Source organism: Lentzea alba, assembly GCF_047445655.1.
Classification (GTDB): Bacteria; Actinomycetota; Actinomycetes; order Mycobacteriales; family Pseudonocardiaceae; genus Lentzea; species Lentzea alba_A.
On sequence record NZ_JAJAEG010000001.1, the window covers coordinates 321,998 to 338,295 of the forward strand.

14 protein-coding genes are annotated in these 16,298 nt (G+C 68.7%); 4 read left to right on the forward strand and 10 right to left on the reverse strand.

Going from position 1 to position 16,298, the window contains the following annotated elements:
• Window positions 1–33 precede the first annotated feature (33 nt).
• The 3 genes from LFM09_RS01520 to LFM09_RS01530 are packed head-to-tail and all read right to left on the reverse strand — an operon-like array spanning window position 34 to window position 5,086.
• Entirely contained in the window at window positions 34–894 is an 861-nt protein-coding gene (locus LFM09_RS01520) for a patatin-like phospholipase family protein (protein WP_414094378.1), read from the reverse strand.
• Window positions 891–3,950 (reverse strand): BTAD domain-containing putative transcriptional regulator, encoded by a 3,060-nt coding sequence (locus tag LFM09_RS01525; protein ID WP_414094379.1) that lies wholly within the window; start codon window positions 3,948–3,950, stop codon window positions 891–893. The genes LFM09_RS01520 and LFM09_RS01525 overlap by 4 nt, the downstream gene beginning before the upstream one ends.
• 47 nt (window positions 3,951–3,997) lie before the next feature.
• Window positions 3,998–5,086: an alkaline phosphatase family protein gene (locus LFM09_RS01530; protein ID WP_414094380.1), complete on the reverse strand. Its 1,089-nt coding sequence runs from the start codon at window positions 5,084–5,086 to the stop codon at window positions 3,998–4,000.
• A 48-nt stretch (window positions 5,087–5,134) separates the two neighbouring features.
• On the opposite strand from LFM09_RS01530, the gene LFM09_RS01535 reads away from it, so the two are divergent.
• Window positions 5,135–7,456, forward strand: a complete 2,322-nt coding sequence (locus LFM09_RS01535; protein WP_414094381.1) for a Tex family protein — start codon at window positions 5,135–5,137, stop codon at window positions 7,454–7,456.
• A 62-nt stretch (window positions 7,457–7,518) separates the two neighbouring features.
• Here LFM09_RS01535 and LFM09_RS01540 read toward each other — a convergent pair whose 3' ends face one another.
• Both LFM09_RS01540 and LFM09_RS01545 read right to left on the reverse strand, forming a co-directional pair.
• On the reverse strand, window positions 7,519–8,484 hold the full coding sequence (locus LFM09_RS01540; RefSeq protein ID WP_414094382.1) for a hypothetical protein: 966 nt from the start codon (window positions 8,482–8,484) through the stop codon (window positions 7,519–7,521).
• A 101-nt stretch (window positions 8,485–8,585) separates the two neighbouring features.
• Window positions 8,586–9,824, reverse strand: a complete 1,239-nt coding sequence (locus tag LFM09_RS01545) for an ABC transporter substrate-binding protein (protein WP_414094383.1) — start codon at window positions 9,822–9,824, stop codon at window positions 8,586–8,588.
• A gap of 200 nt (window positions 9,825–10,024) precedes the next feature.
• On the opposite strand from LFM09_RS01545, the gene LFM09_RS01550 reads away from it, so the two are divergent.
• Genes LFM09_RS01550 through LFM09_RS01560 form a run of 3 tightly spaced genes read left to right on the forward strand, consistent with a single transcriptional unit; the run spans window position 10,025 to window position 12,970 of the window.
• Window positions 10,025–10,564: a hemerythrin domain-containing protein gene (locus LFM09_RS01550; protein ID WP_414094384.1), complete on the forward strand. Its 540-nt coding sequence runs from the start codon at window positions 10,025–10,027 to the stop codon at window positions 10,562–10,564.
• Complete coding sequence (locus tag LFM09_RS01555) at window positions 10,561–11,433, forward strand: NAD-dependent epimerase/dehydratase family protein (RefSeq protein ID WP_414094385.1); 873 nt, start codon at window positions 10,561–10,563, stop codon at window positions 11,431–11,433. Before LFM09_RS01550 ends, LFM09_RS01555 begins: the two co-directional genes overlap by 4 nt.
• Window positions 11,420–12,970 carry a phytoene desaturase family protein gene (locus tag LFM09_RS01560; RefSeq protein WP_414094386.1) on the forward strand — a complete coding sequence of 517 codons (1,551 nt, stop codon included), beginning with the start codon at window positions 11,420–11,422 and terminating at the stop codon, window positions 12,968–12,970. The genes LFM09_RS01555 and LFM09_RS01560 overlap by 14 nt, the downstream gene beginning before the upstream one ends.
• On the opposite strand, the gene LFM09_RS01565 is transcribed toward LFM09_RS01560, so the two are convergent.
• The 5 genes from LFM09_RS01565 to LFM09_RS01585 all read right to left on the reverse strand — a co-directional run bounded on the left by LFM09_RS01565 (window position 12,961) and on the right by LFM09_RS01585 (window position 16,255).
• The gene (locus tag LFM09_RS01565) at window positions 12,961–13,182 is read right to left on the reverse strand and encodes a hypothetical protein (protein ID WP_414094387.1); all 222 of its coding nucleotides are present in this window, start codon (window positions 13,180–13,182) and stop codon (window positions 12,961–12,963) included. The genes LFM09_RS01560 and LFM09_RS01565 overlap by 10 nt on opposite strands.
• Before the next feature lie 95 nt (window positions 13,183–13,277).
• Entirely contained in the window at window positions 13,278–14,135 is an 858-nt protein-coding gene (locus LFM09_RS01570) for an ABC transporter ATP-binding protein (RefSeq protein WP_414094388.1), read from the reverse strand.
• 19 nt (window positions 14,136–14,154) lie between these two features.
• Window positions 14,155–14,532 (reverse strand): GntR family transcriptional regulator, encoded by a 378-nt coding sequence (locus LFM09_RS01575; RefSeq protein ID WP_414094389.1) that lies wholly within the window; start codon window positions 14,530–14,532, stop codon window positions 14,155–14,157.
• 26 nt (window positions 14,533–14,558) lie between these two features.
• The gene (locus LFM09_RS01580) at window positions 14,559–15,530 is read right to left on the reverse strand and encodes a hypothetical protein (protein ID WP_414094390.1); all 972 of its coding nucleotides are present in this window, start codon (window positions 15,528–15,530) and stop codon (window positions 14,559–14,561) included.
• On the reverse strand, window positions 15,527–16,255 hold the full coding sequence (locus tag LFM09_RS01585; protein WP_414094391.1) for an ABC transporter ATP-binding protein: 729 nt from the start codon (window positions 16,253–16,255) through the stop codon (window positions 15,527–15,529). Before LFM09_RS01585 ends, LFM09_RS01580 begins: the two co-directional genes overlap by 4 nt.
• Window positions 16,256–16,298: the final 43 nt, after the last annotated feature.

Sequence of the window (16,298 nt, forward strand, 5' to 3'; positions counted from 1 at the left end):
GCTACCGGCCGACCTGCCAGCCAGTTCGCGGCGCTACCCGTGTGACGGGTGGCCGTACAGCCCGGCCCCCGCGATCTCCAGAGACGTCAGGAACGCCGCCGACGCCACGTACGAGGCGTCGACCAGCTCGGCGGTGTGCGAGAAGTCCAGCGGGGTCACGGCCTGCACGGGCGGCCCCGGCAGGTACAGCACAGGCGCGTGCTGCGAGGCGAGCTCCACCTCCAGCACCGCCTGGTTGCGCATGCCGAGGGTCGCCCAGAACAGCAGGGTCTCGGCGAGCGTCTCCGGCACCGTCGGCAGGTGGCCGGGGAACGCGCAGTCCAGCACCACCAACGATTTCGCGCCCATCGCCAACGCCTGCCGGATCGGCACGTTCGCCAGCACGCCGCCGTCGTACAGCACCCTGGAATCGATCTTCACCGGCGGGTACACGCCGGGAATGGCCGCGCTGGCCAGGATCGCGGGCACCAGCGGGCCGGACGTGATGTTGACGGCCTCACCCGTCACGCAGTCCACCGACACCGCGCCGAACGGCAGCGTCAGGTCAGCGAAGTCCTCAACCCCGTCCAGCCCCTCCGCCAGCACGTCCGCGAGCCCGGTGTTCGGGAACAGGTAGGTCTTGTTGGTGCGCAACGACCGGAGCTGCGCCAGAGGCCCACCGGGGAACACCCGCTGCCGCGTCATCCCCTCCCACATCACAGCCAGCCGCTCGGCCGCCTTCTCCGGGTCCAACGCCAGCAAAGATCCGTTCACGGACCCCACGGACGTCCCGACGACGAGATCGGGCCGCACGCCGTGCTCCCGCAGTGCCCGCAGCATGCCGACCTGCGACGCGCCGAGACTGCCTCCGCCGCCGAGCACGAAGGCGACCGGTCCGGGCAATGAGATCGTCACGAGCAGAAAGTACAAGAAGGCTCCAGCGACAGCACGCCGGCCGGAGCGTGCAGCGAGGAACCCGTGCAGCGCTGGAAGATCTCGGCAGCCCGCCCGTGCTCACCCAGCAGCGACCACGTCTCGGCCGCCGTCAGCGCGTGCCCGGTCGACAGCGCGATCTCCAGCGCCGAGTCGAGCCGCGACTGGCCGAGAACCGACAGCGTGTTCAGTGCGCGTGCGTGGATCACCTGGAAACCCCGCTCGACAGCCAGTTCCAGCGCCAGAAACGCATGCCGGGCCGCCTCGACACGATCACCCGAAGCCGCCAGAGCACGCGCCAGCGACACCCGCGACCAAGCCTCCTGATAGGCGAGGTCACGATCCACGGCCAGGGTCACACCCCGGGTCAGCTCGGCGATCGCGAGGTCGAACCGCCCGAGGTGGCAGTGCACGTTGCCGATCACGTCGTGCGCGCGCAGCAGGTAGTGCGCGTTCGCGGAGGCTCGGACCGCCTGTTCGCGCAGGCGGGTCGCCACCGACAACGCTTGCGCCGACGACCCCGTGTCCAGGTGCAGCATGGACTCCACGTGCAGCACGCACAGCTCCCAGTGAGGCACACCGGTCGCCCCTGCGGCGGCCTGCGCGATCAGCTCACGCGCGCGGGGAATGTCTCCCAGGGCCAGGGCCACCTCGCCGGTCCAGCCGAGCACCGGGACGTCGTCGCCCATGATCTGGATGGCCTTGTCGTAGTGCGCCATCGCCTCGTGCAGGTCGCCCGTCGCCACGTACGCCGGCCCGACCGTCACCATCGCCAGCGAGGTCTCAGAGGCCCCGACCTGGACTTCGGAGGCCTCGCGGTACGCCTCCAGCGCCTTGAGCGGGTGGCCCTGCACGATGTAGCACGCACCGAGGTTGTGCAACGCCCGGTGCGCACCGACCAGGTCGCCGGCCGTCCGGAACAACTCAGCCGCGCGCAGGAAGTGCTCACCCGCCGTCAAAGCGTCCTGCCCCATCAACGCGGTCCCGAGCGCGGACTCCATCGTGGCCTGCCCGACCACGTCACCCCGCTCCGAGGCGTGCCGCAGCGCGGCCGTCGCCACCGCGTGGGCGGTGTGGTGGTCACTGCACATCCACAGGTAGCGGCGCAGCGCGTCGGCCATGTGCCAGCAGCCGCTCAACGCCAGCGTCACCATGCTGTCCCGCTCACTGTCCAACCAGGACAGTGCGGACGAACGGCTCCCGAACGGCGGCACCTCGACCGAACGCGACGGGCGCTCGGCGTGCAGCATGCGCGGCACCAGCAGGTCCAGCGCGGCGTCCGCGGTGAGCACGTAGAAGTCGAACAACCGTTGCTTCGCCTCGGAATCCGCCCCGAGTCCACGGGCGTAGAGGTGCAGCAGGTCGTGCAACCGGTAGCGCCCAGCGGTGTGCGGCTCGACCAGGTTCGCGACCTCCAGCGCCGCGATGCAGGACCCGGCCGACGCCAGCGACTCCCCCAGCAGCGCCGCCGCCGCGTGCACGGTGAAGTCGGTGCGCGGCAACAACCCCAGCAGCCGGAACAACCGCGCGGGCCCAGGTGCCAGCTCGCGGTAGGAAAGATCGAACGCCGCCGAGACCACACCGCGCTGGTCACCGCGGATCGAGAGCAACGACAGCCGGTCCTCGCCCTCCAGCGCCGCGACGGCGTCCGCCACCCGATCGCGGGAAGCAGCCAGGTTCGCCGCCGCAACTCGCAAAGCCAACGGCAGATGCCCGCACAACCGCGCGAGCGACGCCACCGCCTCGGGCTCGGCCAACGCCCGCGCAGGCCCCAGCATCCGGCCGATCAGCGCCGCGGACTCGGGCGGTGTGAGCACGTCCAGCTCCAGCCGATGCGCGTCGTCGACGGCCATCAGCCCGCGCAGGTCGTTGCGGCTGGTCACCGCGACGACGCAACCGGGACTGCCGGGCAGCAACGGCCGCACCTGATCCTCGGAGACAGCGTTGTCGAGCAGCACGAGCATCCGCCGTTGCGCCAGCACCGACCGGTACAGCGCGGCCTGCTCCAGCTCGTCGCCGGGCACCTGCGTGACGCCCAGCGCCCGCAGAAACCCCGTCAGCGCCTCGGAAGGGGTGATCGGCGGCGCGTCGTCGAACCCGCGCAGGTTCACGTACAGCTGACCGTCCGGAAAGGACTTGCTGACCCGATGCGCCCAGTGCACGGCCAACGCCGTCTTGCCGACACCCGCCACGCCCGCGATCGACGTGATCACCACGGTCGAGCTTGACTCCAGCAACGCGTCCAGCTCCCGCAGGTGGTCGTCCCTGCCGGTGAACCGCACCAGGTCGGCGGGCAGCTGCCGGGGCACGACGGACGACACCACACCCGCGTCCTGCGCCAGCACCGCGTCGTGCGCCTCGCGCAGCACCGAACCGGGCTCGACACCGAGCTCGTCGACGAGTCGCCGATGTGTGACCCGGTACAGCTCCAGCGCGTCGGCCTGCCGATCGGACCGGTACAGCGCGGTCATCAGCAACGCCACGAGCCCCTCGCGGAACGGGTGCTCTGCCACCAGCGCAGTCAGCTCCGGCACCAGCTCACGATGCCGCCCCAGCCCGAGCTCCAGCGCACAGCACTGCTCGGTCACGGAGATCCGCCGCTCGTTCCACCGGTCGGCGTCGACCCGCAGCTCCGAGCTCACCAGCCCGGCCAGCGCGCTGCCGCGCCACAACTCCAGGGCCGAGCGCAACACCGGCGCCGCCTGCGAGGGTTCGAGAGCGGCGGCCGACCGCACGCAGTCCTCGAACGCGGAGACGTCGGTGAAAGCCACGACGCGATACGCCGTTCCGTCCGTGATGATCACCGAGGAACCGAGCACCGCTCGCAACGACGCGATCGACTTCTGCACCTGATGCCGTGCGGTGGAAGGAGGATCGCCGTCCCACGCGACGGCCACCAGGTGGTCGAGGCCGACCAGCCGCCCGGACGCGAGCGCCAGCGCCGCCAGCACCTTCTGGTCCCGCGTGCTGCCGATCCGCACCCGCTCGCCGCTGCCCGCGAGAACCTCCAGAGGTCCGAGCAGCCGGATTTCCGTCACGGAAGGAACATAACGACCAATTGCCCGCGACTGACCATCTGAGACAGTCAGCGGGCACAAACCAGCAGTGGAATTGCCAATTCTTGTCTCGTTCTAGACCCGTGAAAGCCGTTCATCACGCTGAACAAGGGTTCCGCCTGGCCACGAACGATCACCGCCGAGTTTTTCATTGCCACGACAACATTCCCGATGCGGTCGAGCGCGAGCGGGCTGACCGGGCCGAACCACCCTGCGTCGACGGCTTCCTCTCGCCGCACCACATCCGCGCGGTCACCGAGGAAATCACGCCAGACTTCGAGCACCTCATCACTTTCGGTGTGCAGGTAGCGCACCCGGGGTTCCCCGGTGATCACCCGGACTCCCTGCCACAGCAAGGGTTCGGTGTCGAAGTCGATCCGGTCGTCCGCGGTGATCATGCCGTGGTCCGCGGTGACCACGAGCAGCGAATCCGGTGGCATCCGGGAAGCGATGCGGGAAGCCAGCGCGTCCACGAACTCCAGCTGCAGCAGCCACTCGTCGGAGCCCGGCCCGTAGATGTGCCCGATCATGTCGAGATCCGCGTGGTAGGCGTAGCAGAACGAGCGGTCCTGCCGGACCGCCGCGACCGCGCCCAGCGCGAGGTCGCCGAACCCGGCCGCGCCCCGGAACCACGACCCGCGCAGCACGGCACGGGTCAGCCCGCTGGTCCGCTGGTTCAACGGAGCGACCGTGCTGACCGCCACCCCGGCCGCCGCGGCGCGCTCGAACACCGTCGGGTGCGGCTGGACGACCTCGGGCACGAGCGTCTTGCGCAGGTCGTGGTGGCGATCACCGGCACGCGACCAGGTCAGCGCGTTGAGCACCTCGTCCCCGACCGAGAACGACACCCCGACGATGCCGTGCTCACCCGCCAGCAGCCCGGTGCCGATCGAGGCGAGGCTGGTGGCGGTCGTCGACGGGAACCCCGCGTCGATCTCGCGGCCGGACAGACCGGCGAGGAACGGGGCGTGCTCGGCGTGCTCGCGCAGCAGCTCGTGGCCCAGCCCGTCGACGAGCAGCAGCACGACACGCCGGGCGGACGGCAGGTCCAGGGTGTTGTCGGCACCCGGAACGTCCAGGCCGGAGAGCAGTGACGGGACGACCTCGGCGATGGTCATGAGGACACGGTGTCACGTTGATTCGGCCAGCGGGCAGAATGGCGCGCTGTGACAACGCTCATCCACCAGAAGATCGCTGACGAGCTCGGCGTGGCCAGCGGCCAGGTCAGCTCTGCTGTCGAACTGCTCGACGGTGGCGCGACCGTCCCGTTCGTCGCCCGATACCGCAAGGAGGCGACCGGCGGTCTCGACGACGCGCAGCTGCGCACGCTCGAGGAGCGGCTCGGCTACCTGCGCGAGCTGGAGGAGCGCCGCGCGGCAGTCCTCACCTCGATTCGCGAGCAGGGCAAGCTCGACTCCGCACTCGAAGCGCAGATCCTCGCCGCCGACTCCAAGGCGCGGCTCGAGGACCTCTACCTCCCGTACAAGCCGAAGCGCCGCACGAAGGCCCAGATCGCGAAGGAGGCCGGTCTCGAACCGCTGGCCGACGCGCTGCTGGGCGACCCCGGTCTGAACCCGCAGGAAGAAGCCGCGAAGTTCGTCTACCCCGCCAAGGAGGTCGCGGACGCCGCGGCCGCGTTGCAGGGCGCGCGGGCCATCCTGGTCGAGCGGTTCGGCGAGGACGGCGACCTGATCGGCGAGCTGCGCGAGCGGATGTGGACGCGCGGCCGCGTGGTCTCCAAGGTCCGCGAGGGCAAGGAGACCGAGGGCGCCAAGTTCGCGGACTACTTCGAGTTCGACGAGCCGTTCGCCAAGCTGCCCTCCCACCGCATCCTGGCGCTGTTCCGCGGCGAGAAGGAGGAGGTCCTCGACCTCGTCCTGGAGCCGGAGGAGCCGGTCGAGGACGGGCCTTCGTCGTTCGAGGTGCAGATCGCCGCCCGTTTCGGCATCGACGACCGCGGCCGCCCTGGAGACAAGTGGCTCACCGACACCGTGCGCTGGGCGTGGCGGACCCGCATCCTCGTGCACCTCGGCATCGACCTGCGCGGACGCCTGCGCCAGTTCGCCGAGGACGAGGCCGTGAAGGTGTTCGCGTCGAACCTGCGCGACCTGCTGCTGGCCGCCCCGGCCGGCACGCGCGCCACGATGGGTCTCGACCCCGGCTACCGCACCGGCGTGAAGGTCGCGGTCGTCGACGCCACCGGCAAGGTCGTCGCGCACGGCGTGATCCAGCCGCACGTGCCCGCGAACCGCTGGGACGAGTCGATCGCCAAGCTCGCGGTGCTGGCCAAGCAGCACAACGTCGACCTGATCGCGATCGGCAACGGCACGGCGTCGCGCGAGACCGACAAGCTGGCCGCCGACCTGATCAAGCGTCACCCGGAGCTGAAGCTCACCAAGATCGTGGTCTCCGAGGCGGGTGCGTCGGTGTACTCGGCTTCCGCGTACGCCTCCTCGGAACTGCCCGGGCTCGACGTGTCGATCCGCGGCGCGGTGTCGATCGCGCGCCGGCTGCAGGACCCGCTGGCCGAGCTGGTGAAGATCGACCCGAAGTCCATCGGTGTCGGCCAGTACCAGCACGACCTGGCCGAGGCGAAGCTGTCGCGGTCGCTGGACGCGGTGGTCGAGGACTGTGTGAACGCGGTCGGTGTCGACCTGAACACCGCCTCGGTGCCGTTGCTGACCCGCGTCTCCGGCATCACCGCCGGGCTCGCGGAGAACATCGTGCTGCACCGGGATCAGAACGGCCCGTTCAAGACCCGCAAGGCCCTGATGGAGGTCGCGCGGCTCGGCCCGAAGGCGTTCGAGCAGTGCGCGGGCTTCCTCAAGATCCGCGGCGGCGACGAGCCCCTCGACGCCTCCTCGGTGCACCCCGAGGCGTACCCGGTCGTGCGGAAGATGCAGGCCACGGCCGGCGCCGAGCTGATCGGCAACACCGCGGTGCTCACGAAGCTGCGGCCCGAGCAGTTCGTCGACGAGCAGTTCGGTCTGCCGACCGTCACGGACATCCTGCGCGAGCTGGAGAAGCCCGGCCGCGACCCGCGACCGGCGTTCAAGACGGCGACCTTCGCGGACGGCGTCGAGAAGATCGCCGACCTCAAGCCCGGAATGGTGCTGGAGGGCGTCGTGACGAACGTGGCCGCGTTCGGCGCGTTCGTCGACGTCGGCGTGCACCAGGACGGCCTGGTGCACATCTCCGCGCTGTCCGACACCTACGTGAAGGACCCGCGCGACGTCGTGAAGTCCGGTGACGTGGTGCGGGTCAAGGTGCTGGAGGTCGACGAGGCGCGCAAGCGGATCGGTCTGACGCTGCGGCTGAACGACGAGCCGGGCAAGGCCGCGCCCAAGCAGCAGGGCGGCGGTGGCGGTCGTGACCGTCGTCCGCAGCAGCGCGGCGGTCAGCAGCGCGGTGGGCAGCAGCGCAACTCGCCGCCGCCCGCGTCCGGCTCGATGGCGGACGCACTCCGCAAGGCCGGCTTCGGCAAGTAATACAAACCGATGAAGGGAACCTTCCTCCACCTGAAATGGAGGAAGGTTCCCTTCATCGGTTCTCAGGCCGGTTGTGAGTTCTTGATGTGCACTTGCGGCCGCGGACGTGCAGACGCAACGGCATAGGCGGCGCGCAGTTCCGCGATCACCGCCTCGGGCTCAGCGCGCAGGCGGGACGGCAACGTCTGCACGACGCCGATACCGAGTGTCGCGTACCTGGAATTGCGCGCCAGTGTCTTCGCGTACAACTCCTTGCTGTAGTGGAACTCGTTGCTGTCGATCTCCCAGGCGAGCCCGACCTCGTCGCACCACAGGTCCGGCATGCCCGCATAGACCCCCTCCGAGTCCACCAGGACAGCGTTGCAATGTGGTGTCGGCAGTCCTGCCTGATGCCAGACCTCCACCGCGTCCGCTTCGGCCACGGACCGCACACCCAAATCGATCTCGTTGAGCACTCGTCGCGGCAGGGCGGTCCCTCGCTTGGCGCCGGTATCGAGTTCGCGACGGAGTTCGGTTGTGTTCGTGAGCCCGCTCTGAACGGCTTCGATCAGCAGAGCACGCACCGGACCGAGTTCCCGTATGCGGCGCACTCCGTCCAGAACAGCGCGGGCGGGCGGAGCCAGCGGAATCCCGTCACGAAAGTACGAAGACGGAAACAACACCGTGCGTTCCACCACAACGAACCCGGAGCTGCGCACGCAGTACTTGTGAGGTACGAGGACGTGCACGAACTGCGGATCCGGGCCGGCACGCAGGTTGTATTGGCGCGCCGCCTGGAGACCGGTGACGAGCGCGTCGTGTCTCACGAACATCAACGCGGCCTCGATCCTCTGCCGAGACGTCGGTTGCGAACGTTCAAGCAGCACGATGCCGGGTAGCAGGTGCCGCCACCGGCCACCAGGTTGGCATTGCCGATACGTGGTCGTCTGGCCGATTCCGAGCGTCTCGAGGTCCGACGCTCTGATTACGCCGACGCGACTGTGCTGCCATAGCTCGTCCTCGACGCTGTTCCACTTTCCTCGCTCCATGAGCCCATGGTGCTCAGCACCCCTGACAATTCCGGGTGCGCTCACGATGAAGGGAACCTTCCTCCACTTGAAGTGGAGGAAGGTTCCCTTCATCGTTGGAACTACTTGGCGCGGGTGCCCTTGGCCTTCACCAGCTCGGACTCGAACAGCTCCTCGACGGTCGTGAGACCACCGGGCGCCGACCTGTCGACCTTGGTGATGTACGACTGCGTCGAAGAAGGACGTCCCACCAGCGAGTAGTGCAGCGCTCCGGTCAGGCCCTTGGTGTCCAGGCCGTTGGTGTCGTGGAACGCCTTGAGGACACCGTCACGGCTGAGGTCGCCGTTCTTGCAGGCCTTCTCCACGACCGCCAGGAACACCATCGCGACCGTGTAGCCGTGGTCGACGTAGAGCGCGGGCTTGTCGTTCGGGTAGTTCTCGTTGAACGCCGCCGCCACCTCACGCGGCCCGGCGGCGCTACCGGTGAACGGCGCCACCGACGTCACCACGGACACCTGCTTCTCCACGGCCGGGCCGACCGGCGAGTCGAGGATCGCGGTGTCGAAGCCGACGACGTTGACCATGAACGGCACGTCCCACTTGAGCGCCGCGGCGACACCGACGGCGGCCGCGGTCTGCGCCGGCGTGGTGCTCAGCACGACGGCCTTCGCGCCGGAGGCCTTCAGCGTGGCGATCTGCTGCGCCAGATCCGCCGTGGTCTCACCGATGGGCTGCTCGGCGACCTTCATGTTCCACTGCTGCCCGACGAACCGGCTGCCCTCCACGGCGTTGTCGCCGTAGCTGCCCTGGACGTACACGTGGCCGATGGTGTCGCCCTCCTTGATGACACCGCGGCGCTTGTAGTGATCAAGCCCGTTGATGACGTCGAGGTCGTACGTCGTGCCCACGATCATCATGTGCGGGTTGCCGAGCAGCGACGCGGCCCAGCTCGCCGGCGCCGTCAGCGTGCGCGTCTGCATGATGTCCGGCTCGATGGCCGCGGTCATCGGCGTGCCCGCGAGCTCCAGCAGACCCAGAACCTGCGGCTCCAGGTCGAAGTAGGCGTCGAGCGCCTTCTGCACGTCGTACGCGTGGTCCTTCGTCTTGAGCTCGACCTTGCGACCGCAGATGCCCCCGCGGTCGTTGACCTGCTTCAAGTACAGCTCGTAGCCCTTCATGCGGACCAACGCGGACGCTTTGAACGGCCCCGTCATGTCCGTGAGGATGCCGAGCGAGATCTTGTCGTCCGTGACGCCAGGCCCGGTCTTCACCTTGGCCTTGTCGTCTTCCTTGGCGCCGCAGCCGGCCACGAGGACGGCGAGCGCTAAGGCGGTGGGTAGGACGTGGCGGCGGAAGGGCATGCAGGAGTCCTTTGAAGCTAGACATACTAAGCGGTAGCTCAGTATTCGTTGAGGCGTCACATAATGCCTCTCTATGTGGTACGTGACACAGGATTGTTAGGTTCATGTGACTACCGCTCGACTACGGAGTGTGCTAGTTCTTCGGCGCCGAACGAAATGAGATACGGCGTTGTCGATCACTTTTCGGGTACCCGGTCGGCATGGCTGACGACGTGATCACGCTGCTCCACCGGCAACACGAGACCATCCGGACGCTGTTCACCGAGGTGGAGACCGCTGCCGGCGACGAACGCAAAGACGCATGGCATCAGCTCGTGCGGCTGCTGTCGATCCACGAGACCGCGGAGGAGGAGATCGTCCACCCGGCCATCGCTCGCGTGAACGGCGGCAAGCCGATCGTGGACGCACGCATCGCGGAGGAGCGACGGGCGAAGGAACTCCTCAGCACGATGCACGACATGGGTCCCGACGCCGAGGGTTTCGACACTCTGCTCGTGCAGCTCCGCGACGACGTGCTCGCCCACGCGAACCACGAGGAGGAGGCCGAGTTCCCGCTGCTGCGCAAGGTGCACGACCAGGAACGGCTCGAACGCATGGCGCGCGCGGTGGAGGCTGCCGAAGCGATCGCGCCGACCCGCCCGCACCCCGGTGTGGAGAGCCCGATCGCGAACATGGCACTCGGCCCGCTGGTCGCCGTGGTGGACAAGACGCGGGACGCCATCCGCAAGGTGCTCGGGTGAAGATTGTTGTCACCGGCGCCTCCGGCAACGTCGGCTCGGCGTTGCGCCGTCACCTCACGTTCGAGGACGTCGGGGTGGACGTGCGCACGCTGTCGTCGTTGCGGGACGCCATCCGCGGTGCGGACGTCGTGGTGCATCTGGCGTGGGCCATCAAGCCAACGGACCGTGAGACGAACGTCGACGGCAGCGAGCATGTGCTCGTTGCGTGCATCAAAGAAGAAGTCGGTCACCTGATCTGCGCGTCGTCGGTCGCGGCCTACGAACCGGCGCCGCGTTGGTCACGTGTCGACGAGTCGTGGCCGGTGACGGGCATTCCCGGCAGCACGTACAGCGCGCACAAGGTGCGGCTGGAGGAGATGATCAGCCGCTATCCGTTGCCGTGCACGGTGATCAGGCCGTGCGGCATCGGCCAGGCGTCCGCCGCCCAGCAGCTGCGCAGGTGGCTGCTCGGCCGCTGGATCTCCCCGAAACTGCTGCCGTTGCTCCCAATGCCGTTGTGGAACGGCCTGCGCCTGCAGCTCGTGCACTCCGACGACGTGGCGCGCGCGATCGTCGAGATAATCAACCGTCGCGCGTTCGGCGCTTTCAACCTCGCTGCCGAACCGGTGCTGACCGCGCCGATGATCGCTCACGACGTGGGTGCCGGGCGGGTTGCCGTGCCGTATCCGCTGGTCGAGAAGCTGGCCGGCGCAACGGCACGGCTCGGGTTGCAGCCGCTGACCCCGGAGTGGGTCCGGATGGCCGATCAGGCGCCGCTGGTGCGAACGACCCGAGCGCACCAAGATCTGGAATGGTGGCCCGAACACGACGCGCGTGATGTGCTGCGTGAGGTGGTCGGTGCAATGGAGGGGCTGCGTGACCGAAACTAACACTGTTGACGCGGTCGTCATCGGCTCGGGCCCGAACGGCCTGGTCGCCGCGACGTTGCTGGCGGACGCGGGCTGGGACGTGCTGGTGCTGGAACAGCGTGACACCCCCGGCGGCGCCGTCACGTCGGCCGAGATCACCGCGCCGGGCTTCACGAACGACGTCTACAGCGCGTTCTACCCCCTCGGCCTCGGCTCGCCCGTCCTCGGCGCGTTGAACCTCGACGTGCAGTGGCAACACGCACCGGCCGTGCTCGCCCATGTGCTGCCAGACGACCGTGTCGCGCTCCTCTCTCGTGACGTGGAAACCACAGCGAAGTCCGTCGGCACCTTCGCGCATTCCGACGCCGACAAGTGGCAAACGGAGTTCTCGCAGTGGCGCAAGGTCCGTGACGCCGTTCTCGACTCACTGCTGCGCCCCTTTCCTCCGGTGCGTGGCGGCATGTCGTTGCTGCGGTCCGCAGGCGTCGGTGGCGCCCTACGCCTGACGCGCATGCTCACGCTGCCGGTGCGCCGTCTGGGCGAGGAGCTCTTCGAGGGCGAGGGCGCCCGTGTGTTGTTGGCAGGCAACACAATGCACACAGACCTGGGCCCGGACCAGGCCGGCGGCGCGGGCTTCGGCTGGCTGCTGGCAATGCTCGCGCAAGAGGTCGGCAACCCGGTCCCACGCGGCGGCGCCGGTGAGCTGACAGCCTCTCTCGTACGCCGCTTCGGCGGCCGCATCGAAACGAACGCAAAAGTCACCGACGTGCTGCACGCGCGCGGTGTAGCCGTTGGCGTGCGTTTGGAAGACGGCTCAGTCGTGCGCGCACGCCGCGCCGTCCTGGCCGACATCCCCGCACCGTCGCTCTACCTGGACCTGATCGGACCCGACGCACTACCCGCAAAACTCACCGCCGACCTCGCCCGCTTCCAGTGGGACGGCGACACGATCAAGGTCGACTGGGCTCTGTCCGGCCCGATCCCGTGGACCAACCCGGAAGCCGCGCAGGCCGGCACCGTCCACCTGGGCGGCGACGTGAACGGCATGGCCGGCGTCGCCCACGAACTGGCGTGCGGCAAGGTCCCGCGCAACCCGTTCATGGTCATGGGCCAGATGACGACGACCGACCCGTCACGCTCTCCCGCCGGCACCGAAGCCGCCTGGGCGTACACACACGTACCGCTGGGCGGAGCGTGGACCCCAGACCGCCTGAAGCGCCGCGCCGACCGCATCGAGCAGATGATCGAGGAACGTGCCCCCGGCTTCCGCTCCCGCATCGTCAAACGCTCGGTGCTGGGCCCGGACGAGATCGGCACGGTCAACGGCGGCACCGCGGCCATCCACCAGCAGCTGGTCTTCCGCCCGGTGCCGGGGCTCGGCCGCACGGACACGCCGTTCGACCGCCTCTACCTCGCGGGCTCGTCGGCGTGGCCGGGCGGCGGAGTGCACGGTGCGGCCGGGGCGAACGCGGCTCGGGCGGCGCTGGCGCGGTGGGGTGCGGCGGGTGAGCTGTACCGGACGCTGATCCAGGGTGCGAACCGAGCGCTCTACAGCTGAGCGAGTGACTGCTGGTGCGCCAGCAGCTCGGCGGCGTGGGCGTGCTGCAGATCCACCAGCTCGGCTCGCATGCGGTCGATCTCCTGCCGCAGCTGGAAGTGCTCCAAGCCGCCGAGTGCCCGCAGATGCGCGGTCAGTTGGTCGACCTGCAGTTGAAGCGCTGCCACCACCTGTTCCAGCGAGGCGATCTTCTTCCGCTTGCTGCCGAACATGTGGCAACTCCCCTGAAGCGACGGCTGTACCGACGTCATCGCCCGGTGGCATCCACCTGTTAGACAGTTCGATCAATCCCACCCGAACGGCGGATCTACCGACGCGCCAGCTTCCGGGTCCGCGACGCCCGCAGATACCCCATCACCAACGCCTCCAGATCGGGATGCGAGACCTCCCACCCAGAAGGCGCAGAACCTCCACGCACCAACGCGGTCAGCTGCCGAGAAGTCCGCGAGGAGTCGACCACAACCCCGTCCGTCTCCAGCTCCACCCCAGCCGGCCCAACGACAACCCGATGATCCGCCAGGATCTCCTCGATGTCCCCGGCCACCTGCACCCGCCCTTCGTCAAGCAGCAGCAGGTGATCACAAACATCCCCGAGGTCGGTCAGCAGATGCGACGACAACAGAACAGTCGTCCCCCGCTCCGCCACATCGGTCATGACAATCCGCAACGTCTCGTCGCGCGCCAACGGATCGAGGTCCGACAACGGCTCGTCGAGCAGCAACACCGTCGGCAACCGCCCAAGCGCCAAAGCAAGCGCAACCTGAGTGCGCGCGCCAGCGGAGAGAGTGCGCACGGGAGCGGAAACATCCACGCCCGCAAGCAGATCCAACACCTCGAACGCGCGGTCAGCAGACCAACGGTCGTTCATCGCCGCCCCGGCGCGCATCATCTCGCGCACGGTGAACTGCTCGTACAGGGGCCGCTTCTGCGTCAGCAACGACACGTCAGGATGGATAGCCCCACGCACCGGAGTCCCACACACCTGAACCGAACCGGCAGTAGGTCGCAACAGCCCAGCGATCACCGACAGCAGCGTGCTCTTGCCCGCGCCGTTCGGCCCCACCAACCCCGTGACACTGCCGGCCGGCAGCGCGAAGCTGCACGAGTCGAGTGCCCGAAGCCGGCCGAAGTGCTTGGCCAGATCAGAAGCACACACCGGATTCATCGAAACTCCACAGTGGACATCAGTAGTGCTCCGAGCGCACGTCCGTGTAGATCGCGTCGACCTCGTCGGCCGACAGCCCCTCGCCGACCGCGCGGCCCATCCACTGGTCCAGGTCCTGCCGCAACGGTGCGTCGGGGCGGGCGAACGAGGTGGCCAGCGAGGCCGTGACGAACGTGCCCATGCCCCGGCGGCCTTCCACCAGGCCCTCGTGCTCCAGTTCCCGGTACGCCTTCAGCACGGTGTTGGGGTTGACCCTGGTGGCCTCCACCACCTCCCGTGCCGTCGGCAGCTTGTCGCCGGGGCCCAGCAGTCCCATCCGCATCGCCTGTTTGACCTGCGCTGCGATCTGGAGGTAGGTGGACACCCCGGAGTGCCGATCGATGCGAAACTCGATCACGCCGCTCAGCATAGGTGTCCACGCCCTCACACCTGCCTGCGCACGGCCCACACCGCGCCCAGGACGAACACCGCCGCGAGCCCCGTGAAGATCGACGCCTCCAGCAGGTGCAGCGTGGTCGCCTGGTCGGCCGGGATGATGTCCGCGTACGACTGCGCGAGACCGTTCTTGCGATAACACGCGGCCAAGTCCGTCACGACGGGCTCGTCGCCGCGCGAACCGCAGTTCATCCGCGACCCCGCGTCGGCCACCACGGCGCCTCTGTCGTCCAGGAAACCCGAGTCGACCACCAGCGGCACTCGATCGCCGACCGCCGACACGGTCGGGTCGTCCGATCGCACGCGGGTCGGTGTGATCATGAACTCCCGCACCCCGGTGAGCACGAACCGCACCACGACGAACGCCGCGAGCGTCAACGACATCGCCACGAGCGTCCTCTTGAACAAAGCGCCGGCGAACATGCCGAACGTGTAGGCGAAGAGGGCGTACGCGATCGGCGACACCCCCTGGGCGTCGAAGGTCGTGAAGAAGAACGGTCCCGTCGCCAGCGGCCCGAGCTTGCCGGCCGCGTCCAGCCAGCTCTGCACGGCGAACTGGAACACGACCACGAACACCAGCGCCGGCAGGGCGGCGACGACGAACTTGGTCACCATCCACCGCGTCCGGCTGACCGACTGGGTGAACGCCAAGGCGTGCGTGCCCTGCTCGAACTCGCGCGCGAACAGCGGCGCGCCGACGAAGACACCCATCAGCGCGGGCACGGCGATCACCGCGCCCTGCGCCAGGTGCAACCGGTCGTACCAGGTCTGCTGGAACTCGAAGGCCGCCTTGTCGCGACACGCCTCCAAGCCCTTGCCCACGCAGTCCAGGAGGTTGCGGGCACTCAGGTCGGCGACCATTCCGGCGCGCAGCAACAGGATGGCCGCCACCGCCACGATCAGCCCCACGGCGAGCGTGATGAACACCGGGCGCTGCTGACGCCACACGATCCACGTCATGCCGCCACCTCCGAACGCATGTAGGCGAGCGCGAGTTCGCTGAGCCCGCGGCCGTGTTGCCGCATCAGCTGATCAACATCGCCAGCCAGGCGGACGCGTCCCGACGTGAGCAGCACGAGGTGGTCGCACACGTTCTCCAACTCGGCCAGCACGTGCGACGACAGCAGCACGGTGATGCCGTGCGCGCGTGCCTCCTCAACGAGCGTCTGCAGCACGGTTTCGCGCGCCAACGGGTCGAGATCGGCCAACGGCTCGTCGAGCATCAGCAGCCGCGGTCGCTTCCCCAGCGCCAGCGCCAGCGCGACCCGCGTGCGCTGACCGCCCGACAGCGTCCCCACCTTCGCCGCGAACGGCACCTGCGCCTTGCGCACCAGTTCCTCGGCGTACGCCTGGTCCCAGCCGGGGTTGGCGCGCTGCCCGTACCGCAAGGTCTCTGTCACCGTGAACTGCGGGTACAGCGGCTTGGCCTGCGTCAGGAACGCGACCGAGCGGTGCATCCCGCGCCCGTTCGGCACGTCGCCGAACACCGCGATCCGGCCCGTCGTCGGGCGGAGCAGTCCGGTGATCATGCCCATCAGGGTGCTCTTGCCGGCGCCGTTCGGCCCGACGAGCGCCACCACGCGGCCCGCCGGGATCTCCAGCGCGCAGTCCCGCAACGCCCAGCCCCGCGTGTACTTCTTCCCCAGGTCCTCCGCCACGACCGGCGGATGCTCCCTCTGACTCATGGGAGCAACCCTATCACCCTTTCACTAGTTACCTAGTGAAAGG